This window comes from Prosthecobacter sp. Pr1, assembly GCF_057652315.1.
Map to the genome: position 1 here is coordinate 242857 of NZ_JBYFBS010000007.1, position 17378 is coordinate 260234.

Consider the following 17378-nt stretch of genomic DNA (forward strand, 5'->3'; position numbering starts at 1 on the left):
TCGCAAAAGAAGAGGTTCAAAACGCGATGCCGCTTATTTCACCAAAGTGCTGCCCGTGAGCTGCTCAAGCTGCAGACGTGCGTCCACAGCACCCAGCTGCGAAGTCAGCACGGCTTTGACGGAGGCGATGTACTGGCGTTGCAGCTCTGTGTAAGTCGCCAGCGGCAGCGCGCCCAGGCGATAGTGCTCATCGGCTTCTGCTGCCGCCTTGCGAAAGCTTTCCAGCGTGTCAGCCGGCCATTTGGCAAGCTCCTCGGTGTGGATGCGGTAATGAGCAGCCTGAGCAGCGACGTCACGTTCGAGCTGGCGCATCTGTGCAGTGAGCATGACTTCCGCCTGCACTTCCTTGGCTTTGGCGGCGTCGATGGCTCCTTTATTACGGTTCCACAAGGGCAGAGGAATGGAAACACCAATGCCCACTTGGGTTTCCCGCGTGAACGTCGTCTGCTTCTGCATATAAGGCTGCACGGTGATGGAAGGCCAGCGCTCGTTTTTGGCAAGCTCCACAGAGTACCCCTGCTGCTCCACATCAATGAAGCGGGCGCGCAGGGCGAAGTTTTTGCGACGTGCCTCGGCCAGCAAGAACTCGAGCGGCGGTGGTGGATTGAGCACGAGATCCTCCATGCGCAGCTCCAGCGGATGCTCTGCTTTTTCACCCAGAAGCTGGTTCAGCTCAAAGCGGGCCGCGGCCAGTTCGTTGCGCGCCAGCGTGGCTTCGGCACCCAGCGTGAGCGCGCTGGACTGAATGATGCGGGCCTCCAGCCGTGGAGCTGCACCGGCGGGATCACGCTGCAGGAGCACCGCCGCGAGGGACTGAAAGCGTTTTGCCACCTCCTCGGCGGCACGGGTTTGCTCCTGTGCGGCCAGCAGCTTCCAGGCGATGGTGCGCACCCGGCCGGCAAGCGCAGCACGAAACTGCACCACCCCGAGCTGGGCGAGTTCAATGTCTTTTTGCGCGATAGCCTTGCGCAGAGAGAGACGTCCGGGCCACTCAAATGTTTGAGTGAGCTGCACCGCCCAGGTGGGACCATCGCCAACTGCACCCGTGGAGAGATCGCGAATATGCCAGTTGCCGACACCGACCATCATGTCCGGGTTTTTAATCTCCCCCGCCTTGGTTTTTCCGCCTTGGGCGACATCGATTTGGGCCTCGTAAAAACGAAGCTCCGGGTGTGTGGCGAGAGCCTTGAGAACGAGGGAATTGACTGAGACGGGCTCCGTTTCGCCCCTGGAGGGCAACTGGAGGCAAACAAGCAAAGTGAGAAGAAGAGAGGAAAGTTTCATGCGCGTAAATTGAGATTGGATGGTGAGTTATGGGCAAGGCGGATTCATCCGCAGCATGTGCCCGAAGTGTCCGCTTTTGCGGCCCCGGAGATTCGATCCATTGCTCAACAACGCATGACGGTCCTGCCAGACTTCAGGGCAAGACCATGCGACCATGAGTTCCTCTGCAAGCGCCCGACTGCAGCAGCCACAACTGGCTTTGCGAGGAGGCAGTGGGCCACGACATGCGAAGGGACCGCCGCTTTGGCAATACCTTGCGTGGACGTCATCAGTCGTTGCGCACGTGATGCGTCATCGACTTGTTTGAATGCCAGCACGTGGTCCGTGGCATTGGACGCAGGCGCTTCGGCAAAAGCCACCAGCACTCTGCAGAGGGCGTCATGCTCATGAATTGTCAGCTCAGCGGCGGACTTGCCTGCATGAGAAAGCACCACCGTCAGGGCACCTTTGTTGGACACACCGACCTTCACGGCGTGATCACCGTCAATCATAGCCGCCGCCATGCAAATGGCCGGTGCGATCCCATGAGAGGAGAGCATCCAGCCAATCAGCAGCAGCAAATGCACCAGCCGGACGAGCGGCTTGGAGTCATGGCGGTGAGATTTCATGTGTGTATGTAAGACAATAACGCACAGCCCTGGCAGTTTCCAGCATGAAAAATCAACCTGACCCAAGCCCTTCAGCTGGATCTGCGGGCTTGCCCGGTACGTCAGGCTCTTTCTGGTGCAAAGACAAGAATGGCTGGTGATCCGGGCCTTCGATGAGGACATACTTGCTGTGCAAGCCTTCTTCCCCGGCGTCAAAGTGGGGATATAGCACCGGAAGGATGAAGAGTGTGAGCAGGGTGGCGGTGATCAGGCCCCCGATGATGACGCAGGCAAATGGACGTGCCGTTTCCGCGCCGACGGCGTGGGACAGGGCTGCGGGCAGCAGGCCCAGAGCTGCCATGGCGGCGGTCATCACGACCGGCCTCACACGGCTGATGGCCCCCTCGCGCACCGCCTCGGCCATGCGCATGCCCTCCTTGCGCAATTCACGAATGCGCTCGACCAGAAGCACCCCGTTTTGAACCGACACGCCGAAGAGGGCGATGAAGCCGACCAGAGCGGAAACAGACATCGCCAGCCCCGCAAGTGGGAGCACTAAAATCCCGCCCACCGCAGCAAAGGGCACATTGAGCAGGATCAGAGTGGCGAGCTTCGCGGAATCAAAGGCGGTGAACAGCAGGAAGAAAATGGCAACGAGTGTGATCGGCACGACCAGAATCAGGCGTTTGACCGCACGCTGCTGATTTTCAAAGGCACCTGTCCACTCCAGGCGAAACCCCTTGGGCAGGACGACCTGCGCATTGACCTTCTGCTGCGCTTCAGCCACCAGCGTTCCCAGATCACGCCCGCGCACGGCGAGCTTCACAGCGGTCAAACGAGCGTTTTCTTCGCGATAGATGCGGGCAAACCCGGGCTTCACTTCCACGGAGGCCAGCGCACCAAGCGTGAGTCGCTCGCCATCCGATCCGGAAACAGGAATGCGCCGGATGCCGTCAATGCTGGCCACGGAGCGCGGGATCATTTTGACCACGAGATCAAAGGTGCGCTCACCTTCGAGCACCTTGGTGGCGACGGAACCGCCCATGGACGTCTCGATCACAGACTGCACATCCGTCATCGACAACCCGGCACGGGAGATGGCGGATCGGTCCACGGCGATCTGCACCTGCGGCTGTCCCATGAGCCGGTCGGTGCCGACATCCGCAGCTCCCGGAACGGTGTTGAGAATGTCCACGATCTGATCCGCAAGCTGCTGGAGCTTCTCGGGTTCATCCCCGAAGATTTTCACACTCAGCTCGGACTTCACGCCGGAGATGGCTTCATTGACGTTGTCCTCAATGATCTGGCTGAACTGAAACTGCACGCCTGGAACTTCGATGTTGAGCTTTGCCTTCATGGCTTTGACGAGGCCATCCCGATCCTTGGCGGTCCTCCATTCCTCGCGCGGATAAAGATCCACGGAAGTTTCACTGACATCAAAGCCATTGACGTCAGTGCCATCGTCCGGCCTGCCATTCTGCGTGATGATGGATTTGGATTCCGGGAAGGAGGCCAGCACACCACGGAGGCGCCGCATGATCTGAGCGGACTCGGAGGGCGAGATGGTCTGCGGCAGGAAAGAGCGGATGTAGAGAGAGCCTTCATCCAGCTTGGGCAGGAATTCCGTACCCGTATGAGAGGAAACAACACCTGCCACGGCCAGCATGGCCACGCCGCTGAGCACAATCATGCGCCCATGCTTGAGCGCCCAGCCAAGCGACGGGCGGTACAGGCGCAGGAGGATCCGCACGAGCCATGACTCATGCTCTCCGGGCCCCTTCTTGAGCGCGTAACTGGCCAGCAGCGGCACAATGGTCAGAGCCAGAATGGTTCCAGCTATCAGAGCAAAAGTCAGCGTGAGAGCCATCGGCTTGAAGATTTTCCCTTCGACCCGCTGCATGGTGTAGAGCGGCAGGAAAGCCGTGAGGAGGATGGCTTTGGAAAAGAGGATGGGGCGTCCCATCTGCCCCACGGCCTTGGGCAGCAGTTTGAAGAGGGACTCTTTTTTATCCCGCCGCTCATGCATCATGCGCAGCAGATCCTCGATCACCACCACGGCGGAGTCCACGATGATGCCGAAGTCGATGGCCCCCATGGAAATGAGATTGGCGGGAATGCCGCGCAGATCCAGCATGAGGAAGGCGCCCAGCAACGACAGCGGCACCACAGCCGCCACCACGAGCGCGGAGCGGATGTTTCCCAGACCGAGAAACATGATGAGGACAAGCAGCACGAGCCCGATGCCGTCCGCCATGTTCTTGTGCACCGTGTGCAAGGTGCGGTTGATGAGGTTGGTGCGGTCGTAGTGCATGTGGATATGCACGCCGGCAGGCAGAAACTTGGTGTTGATGATGTCAATCTTCTCCCGCACCCCTTCGAGCACATCCATGGCGTTTTCCCCTTTGCGGAGCATCACAATGCCTTCGATGGCGTCATCCAGATCGAAATGTTCGGCTGGAATGCTGCGTCCCACGCGCCCGAGGCGCAGCTGCTCGCCGATGAGCACGCGACCAAGGTCTTTGACGCGGATGGGCGTGCCCCCACGTGTCTCCACTGCGATCAGGCCGATGTCTTCAAGCGACTGCACAAAGCCGAGACCACGAACAATGAACATTTCCGGCCCGTGCTCGATATAGGCGCCGCCCGCATTTTTGTTTCCAGCTGAAAGCGCATCAAGCACCTGACGCAGCGAAATGTCATACGACAGCAGCTTCATGGGGTCGATCAGCACCTGATACTGCTTGGTGGCTCCGCCGAAACCGATGACATCCACGACCCCGGAAACCGTACGCAGCTGGCGCTCCACGATCCAGTCCTGCACGGCACGCAACTCGGTGGAGGGCATGCTCTTGGGCGCATCCAGCGTGTAACGGTAAATCTCCCCCACGGGCGTGGTGTCTGGCGAGAGGCGTGCGTCCGCATCCGGCGGCAGACTGACGCTGGAAAGCAGCTGGAAAGCCATGTTCCGGCAGTAGGCGCGGTCGGCATCATCTTCGAAAACGATGGTGACCTGCGAGAGACCGAAGAGCGAAACTGAACGGATGGAGGACCGCTTGGGAATGCTGTTCATGGCATTCTCAATGGGCACCGTCACCAGGCGCTCCACCTCTTCGGCGGCACGCCCCGGCAGCAGCGTGATGATCTGCACTGATACATTGGTGACATCTGGATAAGCCTCAACCGGCAGGCGGTTGAAGGCCAGCGCACCGGCGAGCACAAAAAGCACCATCAGCGCAAAGGCGATGGGCCGGTGTTTAAGAACGTATTTGGTGAGCGTGCCCATGACGTTTAGTGTTCGGCCTTCTCTGCGCCGTTGTTTGCGGTACTGGTGTTGGCATCAAGCAGACTCTCCAAAACGAGAGCCCCTTCTGAGACCACCGCTTCGTTGGCATTGAGTCCTTTGCTGACGAAGACATGCCCGGCATCTTCCGCGGCGGTGGTGATCTGATGCATTTCAAAAGTGGTCTCTGAAGCACGCACAAACACGCAGGCTTTGCCCTCCCGCAAGAAGACGGCCTTGATCGGCACCTGCGGCATCTTGGGTACGTGCGTGATGACATTCACATCCACGTACATTTGCGCCTTGAGCAGTTTCTCCGGATTGGACACCATGCCTTTGGCCACCACGGTGCGTGTTTCTGGATTCAGCGACTGCCCGATCACCGTGAGCGCTCCCGGAAAAACCCGGTCGCCATAAGCGCGGGAACGAATCTCCAGCTTTTGCCCCACCTGCAGGTTCGACAAATCCTGCTCGCTGACATCCAGATGAACCCACAACGATTCAGGATCTGAGATGATGAACAACGGAGCAGCCACCACGGCCATGCCCGCCAGCATCTGATCAGATCTCACCTCCTGCCCGGGCTGCACATTGCGATCCACAATGACTCCGTCCATGGGCGCTTTGAGTGCAAACGCACCGTTCACATCTCCGCCGCGCCCGCCCCAGACGGCCAGGCGCTCCACGGCACGATCACGCTCTGATTGAGCGTCATCAAAAGCGTTCTGAGCCGTATCCAGTTCTTTCTGAGGCAGCACCCCCTGCTTCAGCAGATCCCGCGTGCGCTCCAGCACTCTCTTGGCCAGCGCCAGGTCCGCCTCAGACTTCACAGCATCTGCCTGGGCCTGGCCAAAATCCGGCGATGTGATGCGGGCCAGTTCATCCCCCACTTTCACCTTCTGCCCACGCGCACCTTTGATGCTGGCCACACGCCCGGCCAGAGGAGAGAAGACATTCGTGGTGACGTCCTCGTTCCACACCAGCTTGCCGGTCAGGTGCAGGATCACCGTGTCATTCTCCTTCGCCGGCTGAACTCCGATCGACTTCAGCTGGGGATCACCCGCCGTGAAAATCAGATGGGTCTTTTCCACTTTGACTGGAAACGGATCTATCTCAACGACCGGAGCCGGTTTGCAGGACGCCAGCAGCAGCGCCAGAAGCCATGAATATTTGATGATTTGCATGAGTGAGTGGGTTCAGAAGTGGATGATCCAGATGCCGGCGGCGCGATGCAGTTCAATGACCGCCCGGGCATGATCGCTTTGTGCGTCGTAAAAACTCTGCCAGACCTCGTTGGCCTTGCGCTGGGCATCCAGCAGCTCCAGCAGCGACGAGCCGCCGCGCTTGTAGCTGACCACGCGCTTTTCCAAAGCGGCATCGACATCCTTCAAGACGCCGCCTTGATAAAGATCCACACGCTCACGGGCGGTGGTATAGAGGGAAAGAGCCCGGCGCACATCCACTCCTGCCTGAACTTCTGCAGCATCCAGATCCAGCTGAGACTGGCTTGCCTGAGCCTGCGCAGTGGCGATGCCGGCCTTGTTCCGGTTCCAAATCGGAAGGGGCAGAGAGAACTGCAATCCCATCATGTTGTAGTTTGGCTGGGGAGAGGTGGTGTTGCCCGAGTAGGTGCTGTTGGTCCATCCCACGCCCACAGTCAGGTCGGGAACTCGATTCGCTTTTTCCAGCTTGATGTTTTCGCCCGACGCATCACGCCGATGGCGCATGGCCACGAGGTCCGGGCGATTGCGGATGGCGCTGGAAAGCAGTTTGAAGAGATCCGTGCTTTGCGGTGTGACCTCCAAGGTCCCCACGGGCTGCCAGTGAGTGCTGGAAAACTGCGGCCCCAGAAAGGCATTGAGGCCAAGTTCAGCGTTTGTGGCCTGGGCCTGAGCATTGAGGAGCTCGGCCTCATACTGGCGGACTTCGACACGTGTCTGCAACAGATCCACGTCACTGATGTCTCCCGCCTTCTGGCGCTCCTGCTGAGCTTGCAGCAGGTCCCGCAACAGGGAAGCGGTGCGCTGATACTGAGAAGCCACCCGGCCCATGGCAATGGCGTCTGCATAGGCACCCGAGGCATCCAGCCGCAGATTCTGCAGGAAGCTCTGCAGATTGGAGGCCACCGCCGCATAGTTCTTCCGGGCCACCAGCTGTCGTTCGCGCCGCTTGCCGCCGAGTTCGATGGTTTGTGAGATATACCCATTGTAAAAACCCGGGAGCTTTTGCCCACCGCTGTTGGAGACATCCCGCATGTTGCCGATTTGCAGCACCGGGTTTTGAAAAACCTTCGAGGCCATGATCTGAGCCTCGGCGATCGACACATTGTAGCGCTGTGACGCATAACCGAGGTTTGAGGCAGCCACTTTGGCCAGGTAATCCTCCAGCTTGATCGGCGTCAGCCGGGAGGTGGACTTGGTCAGTTCGGCCAGGCGTTCAGCGGACGGCCCCTCGGCCTCCTCTGGCATGGCTGTGGGATTCGCAGCAATCGCCTGGATTTCCAGGCCCAGCGTCAAGAGCAGAAGGTAAAGACAGGTTTTCATGGAAGATGGACTCATCAATGACATTTGGGGAGGAAGTTTCGATTCATTCGATGCTGCGCCATGCGTGGCGGCATTCTGCCAATTAAGGCCCTGTGGTGGATGAATGATCCGGTTGTGTTAACTGACGGAGTTTGGCGGGACCCGAATGATCAATGACTGAAAATCGAGGATGGCTTTTCGGGAAAGGTATCGTGAAAAAAGACACTGCCTCACCGTGCACTCAAAGAGTCGGTGCAAAACTGCCACGCATCAGATGGCGGCAGTTTTGACAGCGGACAGTTTGCCTTAAGTTCTAAAAATGGCGGGCTCGATCAACCTCGGATCCAAAGGGTTACTTGAGCTGCTGCTTCCGCAATGCCTCGTTGCTCCAGATCTCCCCAAGAACAGCATCTCCACTCACCACCTGCACATGAAAGCCGTGGTAACGATGTCCGGCCTCCTCGACTGTGATGGAAGACCTGCCTTTGCGCTCCGAATGCATGGGGGTGAAAACAAAGGCCACCTTGGGAGTGGTGAGGTCCGCATACCTGCCGTTGGCATCCACACTGATTTGGATATCACCGGACTTCTCGACCACGATGCTGTCCGCACCGCGCCGAAGATTGGCGGCAAACAAGGTCCATTTCAGCGTCGCTCCTTCCAGCTTGATGCCGGAGGGGTTGGTGACACGCACATTGAGCCAGTAAGCACGTGTGACTTCGGCTTTTTTCTTGTCGGCGGTTTTGTTTTCGCTGGCAGATTTAACGTTGAGCATGACCGAACCGGCAGACGCAACGCCGGTAAGAAGCAGGCTGAAAAAAATGGAAAGAAGAGTGTTCATTATCAATGAAATTGGAAGACATGATCTCGTGAGAAAAAGCAACTTCGGCATGGACTGACAGAGACCGAATCGGTCCAGCCGTGATGTAAGAATGGAAGCTGGGGCAAAGCACCTGCTCACCAGCTGTGTATAGCAAACCCCGTGCCTCTTTACGGCATTCCCGCTGCGTGTTCAGAGCATTCCTTGGACATGCTCAGCAGCACATTCTCCCATCATCAACAGCATTCCCGGCACAACCACCGGTGCAGGCGGACACCTGAGCAGACTTTTAAGGTTGCAGCTTCTTCGAGCGACAAAACCAAGTCTGTCTTCTGGCATTGAGCCATGAAATTTAGTCCTGCCAAAATGAATGAATCGCATTCAGTGAAGGAAGGCTCTCGCACTGCGCCCTGCTTCACTTCAGCATCATCGTCATCCAAAACACAGGCAAGGTGAGATGGATCCTTCACCACCGGGGCGCCATGCATTGAACACAACTCCATGCCCAGCGTCAGCAGGACCAAGATGGAGGGGATGTACAAGTACCAGCGCATTATGGGATCGAATCCATGATTAAACGCAAAGTTGTCATGGTGGCTATCACAAGCTTGTAATTTTTTCTTCAGCGGCCGCAAGACAATCCTTTAAGCGACGCCGGTCAGGTCAGGCCTGCCAGCTTGCGCCTCAGTTTGCGCATCAAGACTGCATTGCCTTCCAACTCCTCCATCAGCAAGGTCAGCACGTCCAGCGTCTGGCGGCTGATGTGGTGCTCCATGCCCTCCACATCCTCGTGGACGGTTTGCGGATCGAGTCCAAAACCTGCCAGCAGGCGCGTCAAAACCTCGTGCCGCCGCGCGATCTCGGCCCCCACCTTGCGCCCCTCATCGGTCAAAACCACCCCGCGGTACCGCTCATAGACCACAAAACCCTCGGCATCGAGCTTCTGGATCATGTTGGTCACGCTGGCCTGTGAGATCCCCAGATTCTTGGCGATGTCCACCACGCGGGCGTACCCCTTCCCCTCGATCAGATTGTGGATCTGCTCGAGATAATCTTCGATGGCGGGAGAGTGAACATGCGCAGTGGGTTCTTGGCGCTTGGCAGGCATTGCTGAATTTTAGCCGGGGCGTCGGCGGAGGCAAAGCGAATCATTTCGCCGGAAAATGTTAGCCCAGGCTAAAATTAACACTTGTGCTTTTCTCAGCCTGATGTTTTTAGCCCGGACTAACATTCTAATGCGCGCATATCTCACTTTATTCACATGCCTGGCAATTCCCTCGGCCGCCCTTTACGCAGCTGAGCAGCAGCCGGTGCGCCCGCTGAGCACTGACCGCCCGGACCAGACGGAATCCGCCCACACCGTGCCGAAAGGCTGGTTTCAAGTCGAAAGCAACCTGGTCTCCTTCAGCCGCACTTATGGAGCAAGTGAGCAGGCCCAGGACACCTCCCTGTGCGATTTCATCTTCAAATACGGCATCACACATAACACGGACCTGCAGATCGGCTGGGCTCCGCGTCTGCTTCATCGGGAAAAGGATGCCGACGGCTTCCTGACGGACAAAAACAGCGGCAGCGGGGACATTTACCTGCGCATGAAGACCGGTCTGGTGGGCAATGATGATGGCCCTTACGCCCTGGCCATGCTGCCCTGGGTGAAGGCGCCCACCGCCACCACAGGATTCGGCAACAACGCCTGGGAGTACGGTCTCACCATCAATCAGGAGCTCGACATCGGCGGCGGCTGGGCACTCGGCTCCAGCATCTTCCTGGCCATGGCGGTGACGGATGAGCGGCAGCGCTACTTCGAGCCCGGCTTCACCCTCGCGATTGGACGTGACCTGACCGAGAAACTGGCCTTCTACGTTGAGACCTACCAAGGCTTGCTTTATGACGACAAACGCTACTTGCAGTCTTCTTTCGACGGGGGCCTCACCTACCTTGTCACCCCAGACCTGAAGTTCGATGTTGGGATGAACTGGTTCTTCAATGGCAATCAAACGCTGAATCCCTTTGTGGGCGTCTCTTTCCGCTTCTAATTTTATCCCCATACCCATGGAAAACACCCCCGAAACTGGCTGGCGCTCACACATAGGAGGCTCGTTGCCAGAAGTCTTCCGCGCCGTCGCTGCCATGAAAAAGCCAGCTCTGCTGCTCCTCCTCGGCACTCTTGTTGCATGCGGCCCCTCCCCTGAAAAGGTCAGGTCCGGGCCGAAACGCATTCTCACGACTTTCACGATCATTCAGGACATGGCGCAGAATGTCGCCGGCACGGCGGCCATCGTGGAGTCCATCACGAAACCGGGCGCTGAGATTCATGACTACGAACCGACGCCTCTTGATCTCGTCAAAGCGCAGAACGCCGATCTCGTGCTTTGGAACGGACTGGGCCTGGAGCGCTGGTTTGAAAAGTTCCTCCAGCAGGTGAGGGATGTTCCCAGCGTGGTGCTTACAGACGGCATCGAGCCGATGGGAATTGCGGAAGGCCCCTACACCGGCAAGCCCAACCCGCATTCCTGGATGTCTCCGGCCAACGCCGTCATCTACGTGGAAAACATCCGCAAAGCGCTGGTGAAACTCGATCCGGCCAACGAAGCGACCTACACCAAGAACGCCGCCGCCTACACCGCCGAACTCCGCGCCGTGGATGAGCCTGTGCGCAAAGCCCTGGAGGCGATCCCGGTGGAGCAGCGCTGGCTGGTGAGTTGTGAAGGCGCCTTTTCTTATCTGACGCGCAACTATGGCATGAAGGAACTTTATTTGTGGCCCATCAACGCGGACCAGGAAGGCACGCCGCAGCAGGTGCGGAAGGTCATAGACACCGTGCGGGCAAGCAAAATCCCGGTGGTTTTCTCGGAAAGCACCATCAGCGACAAGGCCATGCTGCAGGTGGCAAAGGAAACGGGTGCGCGTTACGGCGGTGTGCTATATGTGGACTCGCTCACCAGCGACGACGGCCCCGCGCCGACGTTTTTGAAGCTTCTGCAATACAACGCCAACATCATCGTGAAGGCGTTCGCTCAACCCTGACATGCCCGCCGCCCTCCCTCCGCTCGCAATTGAAGTCACAGATGTCACCGTGGCCTATGCAAACGGCCACGTTGCCCTGAACAACGCCACGTTCACCCTCGGAGCAGGCACCATCTGCGCCCTCGTCGGAGTCAATGGCAGCGGCAAAAGCACCTTGTTCAAGGCCATCATGGGATTCCTGCGGCCTGCCAAAGGCGAAGTGCGCATCGCGGGCCGGAGCGTGGAGGAATCGCGCAAGCAAAAACTCGTCGCCTACGTGCCGCAGGCGGAGGAGGTGGACTGGACTTTCCCCGTCAGCGTCTGGGACGTGGTGATGATGGGGCGCTACGGGCACATGAATTTCCTGCGCATCCCGCGAGCGGAGGACAAGCGCGTGGCCGAGGAATGCCTGGAACGCGTGGGCATGAGCGGACTCAAAGACCGCCAGATCGGCGAGCTTTCCGGCGGACAAAGGAAGCGCGTCTTCCTCGCCCGTGCGCTGGCGCAAAAGGGACGCATCATGCTGCTGGACGAACCTTTCACCGGCGTGGACGTGCAGACCGAAACCGCCATCATTGAACTGCTGCGGGCCTTGCGCGAAGAAGGCCACATCATCCTCGTTTCCACCCACAACCTCGGCAGCGTTCCTGAGTTTTGCGACCAGGTGGTGCTGGTTAACCGGACAGTGCTCGCCTTCGGCCCCACCGAGATCGTGTTCACTGAAGACAACCTGACCCGCGCTTTTGGAGGTGTGCTGCGCCAGTTCCACTTTGAGCATTCCACCATCCAGGAGCATGACGGCCGCACCGTGAAGCTGCTCACTGACGACGAGCGCCCGCTCGTGTTCGGCAAGGACGGCCATCTGGAATATACAGACCGCCAGGGACGCGAGAAACTGGTGAAGAAGCGGGAGATGGAGGTGGGCGAATGACTGACTTGCTCACGCCGTTTCACTACGAATACATGGTGAAGGCCATTCTCGTCAGCGGCCTCATCGGCGGGGTGTGCGCGTTTTTGTCCTGCTTCATCACGCTCAAGGGTTGGTCGCTGATGGGAGATGCATTGTCTCACGCGATCGTGCCCGGCGTATCGCTGGCCTGGATGCTGGGCCTGCCGTTTTCCGTCGGCGCCTTCGTCGCCGGCATTTTGGCGGCGCTGGGCATGGGCTGGGTGAAGCACAACTCGCGGCTGCGGGAAGATGCGGTGATCGGCGTGGTGTTCACCAGCTTCTTCGCCCTGGGTCTGCTGCTGCTCTCACTGTACCCGAGCAATCTCAACCTGCGCACGATCATCTTTGGCAACATTCTTGCCATCTCCGATCCGGACATCCTGCAGGTGCTCATCATCTCCGCAGGCGCCATCCTTATCCTCGGCCTCAAATGGCGGGACCTGCTGCTCTACTGCTTTGATGAAGGCCACGCACGCAGCATCGGCCTGAACACGCGCTTCCTGCACTTCCTGCTGCTGGCGCTGCTCTCCGCCACTGCGGTCGCAGCCTTGCAGACGGTGGGCGCGTGCCTCGTCGTCGCCATGCTGGTCACCCCCGGGGCCACGGCCTATCTGCTCACCGACCGCTTTGGCAGAATGCTCGGCATCGCCACCCTCACCGGTGTCTTGTGCGGCGTGGTGGGCGCGTATGCCAGCTACTTCCTGAACGGATCCACCGGTGGCTGCATCGTCGTGCTGCAAACCGTCATCTTCCTCATCGCTCTCGCCTTCGCTCCAAAACACGGCCTGCTCGCGGCCCGCGCCCAACGCCGTGCCGCCTCCGCATGAACCTCCTCGCCCCGTTTCAATACAGCTTCATGAACGAGGCGATGCTCGTCGGCGCCCTCGTCGGGGCGGTTTGCGCCGTGCTCTCCTGCTACCTCGTGCTGAAAGGCTGGTCGCTGATGGGCGATGCCATCTCCCACGCCGTTTTGCCTGGCGTTGTCGGGGCCTACATGCTGGGGCTGCCGCTCGCCGTCGGGGCATTCGTCTCCGGCCTTTTCTGCGCCACCGCCACAGGCTGGATCAAATCCAACACACGCATCAAGGAGGACACCGTCATGGGCATCGTCTTCACCGGGCTGTTCGCGCTCGGGCTCGTGATGTTCACCAAGGTGGAGACCGATGCACACCTCAATCACATTCTCTTTGGCAACATCCTCGGCATTGAGCGTGGGGACATGATCCAGACCATTGCCGCATCGCTGCTGACCCTCGCCGTCATTCTTTTCATGCGCAAAGACCTGCTGCTGTTCTGTTTTGACCCTGCCCATGCTCGTGCCATCGGCCTGAATACGAACCTGCTTTACTACGTCCTGCTGGCCGTCCTGGCGACCACCATCGTCGCCTCGCTCCAGGCCGTGGGCATCATCCTCGTCGTGGCCATGCTCATCACCCCCGGCTGCACCGCACGCCTGCTCACCGATCGTTTTGATCACATGCTGTTGATCGCCGCCAGCTCCTCGGTGCTCGCCAGCTGCCTCGGTGTCTATGCCAGCTACTTCATGAACGGTGCCACCGGTGCCTGCATTGTACTGGCACAGGCGGCCATGTTCGCCCTCGCCTTTGTCTTTGGCCCCAAGCACGGCCTGATCGCCGCGCGAAAACGGCTGGCTTGACGATTCCCATACGCACCGCCATATCAGCGGTCTTATGCGCATCCTTTCCGGCCTTCAACCCAGCGGCAGACTCCACATCGGCAATTTCTTTGGCATGATGGAGCCTGCACTCAAGCTGCAGCATGAAGGCGACGCCTACTACTTCATCGCCGACTACCACTCGCTCACTTCCGTTCAGGACGGCAAAGCACTCCGCAGCTACGTCCGAGAGCTCGCGGTCGACTTCCTCGCCTGCGGTCTTGATCCGGACAAATGCGTCTTCTTCCGCCAGAGCGACGTGCCGGAGCACTGCGAGCTCTCATGGATCCTCAGCACCGTCACCCCGATGGGCCTGCTGGAGCGCTGCCACAGCTACAAAGACAAAATCGCCAACGGCATCTCTCCTTCACACGGCCTCTTTGCCTATCCGGTGCTCATGGCGGCGGACATCCTGATCTATGACAGTGATGTCGTCCCCGTGGGCAGAGATCAGAAGCAGCATGTCGAGGTCACCCGCGACATCGCCATCAAGATGAATGAAACCTTTGGCGCAGGCCTCTTCAAACTGCCCCAGCCGCGCATTCAGGAAACGACTGCGGTCGTCCCCGGCCTGGACGGGAAAAAGATGAGCAAGAGCTACAACAACACCATCCCGCTGTTTGAAGAACCCGGGCCGCTGAAAAAGAAGATCATGGGCATCCAGACCGACTCCACGCCGGTCGAAGCCCCCAAACCCATCGAAGGCAGCAGCATCCTCGCCCTCTACAAACTGGTGGCGTCACAGGCTGACTACGACGCCATGGTGGCCGACCACCTCAATGGCGGCGTGGGCTACGGCGACTTCAAAAAACGCCTCCTGCAGGGCGTGACCGATTACTTCGCCCCCTTCCGAGCCCGGCGTGACGAAATCCTCGCAGACAAAGGCTACGTGGACAAAGTCCTGGCGGAAGGCGCTGAGAAAGCCCGCGCCGTCGCGCGCAAGACTCTCAGTCGTGTGCGCGATGCGGTGGGCCTGGGTTGATACCCCTTATCCTTATCGCCTCTTCTTCGGCTGCTGCGACGCACGCTTGTGGCCATGCCCCGGCTTGCGCGGCGGTGCAGAAGGCCGCTTGGGATCACGGCTTGATGGCCCACGCCGATCCTGACGTTCCGGATCGTTGGAACGAGTCGGTTTGCCCCGCTGCGGGACAGGCATGAAATCCACCTGCTTCTTGATGGTGTCCACCTTGTAGATCTGCACGACGAGGTTGTCCCCGATGCTGATGACTTTGCGCGTGTGACGCCCCGTGACCTGACGCGTGGCAGGATCAAAAACATAGAAGTCATCCTGGATCGAGGAAAGCGGTACGCCACCGCTGAGGCCGAGATCCGGCACATCCACGAAGAAACCAAAGTTCCGTACATCGGTGACAAGCGCGACATAGGGCTGCGGCTTTTTCGAGACCAGCTGAGCCTTCAGGTAGGCGTAGAGTTTGACCTCCTTGCTGTCGCGTTCCGCATCCGACGAGTTCTTCTCAGTCGTGCTGATGTGATCCGCAATCTGCTTCGCGACGCCCACCTGCAGCTCCACCTTGTCGAACAAGGAGCGGTGCACCACGAGATCCGCGTAGCGACGAATCGGCGAGGTGAAATGGGTGTACTTGGTCTTGGCGAGACCGTAATGGCCAAGCGGCTCCACGGCATAGCGCGCACGCATCATCGAGCGCAGGAAACCAATCTTCAATGCAGGGCCAATCGGCAGGTCATCCAGCCGGCTGAGCAACTTCTGGACCTCAGGCCGATGCGTGAGATTTCCGCAGGGCACGCGGTGGCTCAGCACATCTTCGCGATAGTCATTGAGCCGCTTTTCCTTGGGCGATTCGTGAACGCGATACACAGAGGGCCGGTCCAGTCCCATGAGGCGTCCTGCGACGGCCTCATTGGCCAGCAGCATGTATTCCTCAATCAACTGATGCGAGACATCGTTCTCAATGCGTTCGATGCGCAGCACCTTGCCGTGCTCGTCGAGGCGGATCTTGTTCTCCGGGAAGTCGAGATCCAGCGAGCCGTTCTTGAAGCGCAGGTGGCGCACCTTCTGCGCCATCGCATGCGCATCGTGCAGCATCTGCTCGGTCTCATTGTTCGGCGGCACCTGGATGGCGGCAAACGCCTCCTTGTAGGTGAAGCGGCGCTTTGAACGGATCACGGCAGCATAGAATTTCGAGCTGACGACATGGCCATCTTTGGACAGCACGAACTCCACGCACTTCGTCAAACGATCCACGTTCGGCTTGAGCGAGCACAGCTCATTGCTCAGCGCCTCCGGCAGCATCGGAATCACACGATCCACAAGGTAGGTCGAGTTGCCGCGCTTCCTGGCTTCGATGTCCAGCGCACTGCCCGGCATCACATAGTGCGACACATCGGCGATGTGCACCCACAGCTGCCACTGATCTCCCTGCTTCTGAAGGCAGATGGCATCGTCAAAGTCCTTCGCATCATCCGGGTCAATGGTGATGACGTTGTGCGAACGGCAGTCAACGCGACCGGCGCACTCTTGCGCGCTCGGCTGGTTGTCAGCCCGCGACTTCGCAATAGTGTTGGCCTCGTGCAGCACGTTCTTCGGAAAGTGCAGTGGCAAATCATAATGGCGCAGCACGGAGAGCATGTCCACGCCCTCTTCATCCGGCGGACCAAGCACCTCGATGATCTCGCCCTCGGGCGCTGTCTGCTTGGATTCCCACTGGGTGATTTCAACCACCACTTTGTCGCCAACGTTGGGTTTGCGGCCCACATCGCGCGGCTCCGAGACATAAATAGCCCCGGGCAGACGCGGATCATCCGGCGTCACATGCAGGAACTGTTTCGAGCGCTGAAGGGTGCCTACGAACTGTGTCCGCTTGCGTTCCAGCACGCGCACCACGCTGCCAATTTTGTCCGCCTGCCCTGGCCTGACGTCGAGGCGCACCAGCACCCGGTCGCCATGCATGGCGGTGCCCGTGTTGCTTTCCGAGATTCCAATCTCTGTGATACCCGCCTCATCAGGCTGCACAAAGCCACGGCCGCCCCGCGTGATCTGAATCACTCCGGGCACCAGATCAGCTTCCTTCGCCACAATGTAGCGATTGCCTTTCGTGCGTACGATTTTACCCTGTTTCTCCAGGCTTTTGAGCAGGCTTTGCAATACCTGCTGTTGATTGGGCTTCATGCCCAGTTGGGAGAGAAGCTCTGGCACATTGGAGGGTATGTAATCCTCACTGCCGAGCAACCTCAGTAGTTTCTTATCCATCTTATTCTTACCTATCTAATCAAGCC

General features: G+C 59.0%; 15 protein-coding genes. 6 read left to right on the forward strand and 9 right to left on the reverse strand.

Annotated features, from left to right (window positions below):
* Window positions 1-33: 33 nt before the first annotated feature.
* The 8 genes from AC24GY_RS14250 to mntR all read right to left on the reverse strand — a co-directional run bounded on the left by AC24GY_RS14250 (window position 34) and on the right by mntR (window position 9601).
* Window positions 34-1284: a TolC family protein gene (locus AC24GY_RS14250; protein ID WP_422319187.1), complete on the reverse strand. Its 1251-nt coding sequence runs from the start codon at window positions 1282-1284 to the stop codon at window positions 34-36.
* A 104-nt stretch (window positions 1285-1388) separates the two neighbouring features.
* Window positions 1389-1892 carry a hypothetical protein gene (locus AC24GY_RS14255; protein WP_487684086.1) on the reverse strand — a complete coding sequence of 168 codons (504 nt, stop codon included), beginning with the start codon at window positions 1890-1892 and terminating at the stop codon, window positions 1389-1391.
* Window positions 1893-1944: 52 nt separating this feature from the next.
* Window positions 1945-5154, reverse strand: coding sequence for an efflux RND transporter permease subunit (locus AC24GY_RS14260; RefSeq protein ID WP_487684089.1), 3210 nt, complete (start codon window positions 5152-5154; stop codon window positions 1945-1947).
* A 5-nt stretch (window positions 5155-5159) separates the two neighbouring features.
* On the reverse strand, window positions 5160-6335 hold the full coding sequence (locus tag AC24GY_RS14265) for an efflux RND transporter periplasmic adaptor subunit (protein ID WP_487684092.1): 1176 nt from the start codon (window positions 6333-6335) through the stop codon (window positions 5160-5162).
* Window positions 6336-6347: 12 nt separating this feature from the next.
* Window positions 6348-7694, reverse strand: coding sequence for a TolC family protein (locus AC24GY_RS14270; RefSeq protein ID WP_422321740.1), 1347 nt, complete (start codon window positions 7692-7694; stop codon window positions 6348-6350).
* Between the two features lie 331 nt (window positions 7695-8025).
* On the reverse strand, window positions 8026-8514 hold the full coding sequence (locus tag AC24GY_RS14275) for a hypothetical protein (RefSeq protein ID WP_422321739.1): 489 nt from the start codon (window positions 8512-8514) through the stop codon (window positions 8026-8028).
* A gap of 215 nt (window positions 8515-8729) precedes the next feature.
* Window positions 8730-9035: a hypothetical protein gene (locus tag AC24GY_RS14280; RefSeq protein WP_487684095.1), complete on the reverse strand. Its 306-nt coding sequence runs from the start codon at window positions 9033-9035 to the stop codon at window positions 8730-8732.
* 116 nt (window positions 9036-9151) lie between these two features.
* On the reverse strand, window positions 9152-9601 hold the full coding sequence (gene mntR / locus AC24GY_RS14285) for a transcriptional regulator MntR (protein ID WP_397380837.1): 450 nt from the start codon (window positions 9599-9601) through the stop codon (window positions 9152-9154).
* Window positions 9602-9803: 202 nt separating this feature from the next.
* Between mntR and AC24GY_RS14290 the strand changes: the two genes are divergently transcribed.
* The 6 genes from AC24GY_RS14290 (at window position 9804) to trpS (ending at window position 15105) form a co-directional block, all read left to right on the forward strand.
* Window positions 9804-10529 carry a transporter gene (locus AC24GY_RS14290; protein ID WP_487684098.1) on the forward strand — a complete coding sequence of 242 codons (726 nt, stop codon included), beginning with the start codon at window positions 9804-9806 and terminating at the stop codon, window positions 10527-10529.
* A gap of 94 nt (window positions 10530-10623) precedes the next feature.
* Window positions 10624-11520: a metal ABC transporter substrate-binding protein gene (locus tag AC24GY_RS14295; RefSeq protein ID WP_487684101.1), complete on the forward strand. Its 897-nt coding sequence runs from the start codon at window positions 10624-10626 to the stop codon at window positions 11518-11520.
* Window position 11521: 1 nt separating this feature from the next.
* Complete coding sequence (locus tag AC24GY_RS14300) at window positions 11522-12430, forward strand: metal ABC transporter ATP-binding protein (protein ID WP_487684104.1); 909 nt, start codon at window positions 11522-11524, stop codon at window positions 12428-12430.
* Window positions 12427-13275 (forward strand): metal ABC transporter permease, encoded by an 849-nt coding sequence (locus tag AC24GY_RS14305; protein WP_487684107.1) that lies wholly within the window; start codon window positions 12427-12429, stop codon window positions 13273-13275. Before AC24GY_RS14300 ends, AC24GY_RS14305 begins: the two co-directional genes overlap by 4 nt.
* Window positions 13272-14105, forward strand: coding sequence for a metal ABC transporter permease (locus AC24GY_RS14310; RefSeq protein WP_487684110.1), 834 nt, complete (start codon window positions 13272-13274; stop codon window positions 14103-14105). Before AC24GY_RS14305 ends, AC24GY_RS14310 begins: the two co-directional genes overlap by 4 nt.
* A gap of 34 nt (window positions 14106-14139) precedes the next feature.
* Window positions 14140-15105, forward strand: a complete 966-nt coding sequence (gene trpS, locus AC24GY_RS14315) for a tryptophan--tRNA ligase (protein WP_422321733.1) — start codon at window positions 14140-14142, stop codon at window positions 15103-15105.
* Between the two features lie 12 nt (window positions 15106-15117).
* On the opposite strand, the gene rnr is transcribed toward trpS, so the two are convergent.
* On the reverse strand, window positions 15118-17352 hold the full coding sequence (rnr, locus tag AC24GY_RS14320; RefSeq protein ID WP_487684114.1) for a ribonuclease R: 2235 nt from the start codon (window positions 17350-17352) through the stop codon (window positions 15118-15120).
* Window positions 17353-17378: the final 26 nt, after the last annotated feature.

Excerpts from the sequence above, each read along its gene's own strand:
- AC24GY_RS14250 (WP_422319187.1), bottom strand. The coding sequence starts at position 1,284 with ATGAAACTTTCCTCTCTTCTTCTCACTTTGCTTGTTTGCCTCCAGTTG.
- AC24GY_RS14255 (WP_487684086.1), bottom strand. The coding sequence starts at position 1,892 with ATGAAATCTCACCGCCATGACTCCAAGCCGCTCGTCCGGCTGGTGCAT.
- AC24GY_RS14260 (WP_487684089.1), bottom strand. The coding sequence starts at position 5,154 with ATGGGCACGCTCACCAAATACGTTCTTAAACACCGGCCCATCGCCTTT.
- AC24GY_RS14265 (WP_487684092.1), bottom strand. The coding sequence starts at position 6,335 with ATGCAAATCATCAAATATTCATGGCTTCTGGCGCTGCTGCTGGCGTCC.
- AC24GY_RS14270 (WP_422321740.1), bottom strand. The coding sequence starts at position 7,694 with ATGAAAACCTGTCTTTACCTTCTGCTCTTGACGCTGGGCCTGGAAATC.
- AC24GY_RS14275 (WP_422321739.1), bottom strand. The coding sequence starts at position 8,514 with ATGAACACTCTTCTTTCCATTTTTTTCAGCCTGCTTCTTACCGGCGTT.
- mntR (WP_397380837.1), bottom strand. The coding sequence starts at position 9,601 with ATGCCTGCCAAGCGCCAAGAACCCACTGCGCATGTTCACTCTCCCGCC.
- AC24GY_RS14295 (WP_487684101.1), top strand. The coding sequence starts at position 10,624 with ATGAAAAAGCCAGCTCTGCTGCTCCTCCTCGGCACTCTTGTTGCATGC.
- AC24GY_RS14300 (WP_487684104.1), top strand. The coding sequence starts at position 11,522 with ATGCCCGCCGCCCTCCCTCCGCTCGCAATTGAAGTCACAGATGTCACC.
- AC24GY_RS14305 (WP_487684107.1), top strand. The coding sequence starts at position 12,427 with ATGACTGACTTGCTCACGCCGTTTCACTACGAATACATGGTGAAGGCC.
- AC24GY_RS14310 (WP_487684110.1), top strand. The coding sequence starts at position 13,272 with ATGAACCTCCTCGCCCCGTTTCAATACAGCTTCATGAACGAGGCGATG.
- trpS (WP_422321733.1), top strand. The coding sequence starts at position 14,140 with ATGCGCATCCTTTCCGGCCTTCAACCCAGCGGCAGACTCCACATCGGC.
- rnr (WP_487684114.1), bottom strand. The coding sequence starts at position 17,352 with ATGGATAAGAAACTACTGAGGTTGCTCGGCAGTGAGGATTACATACCC.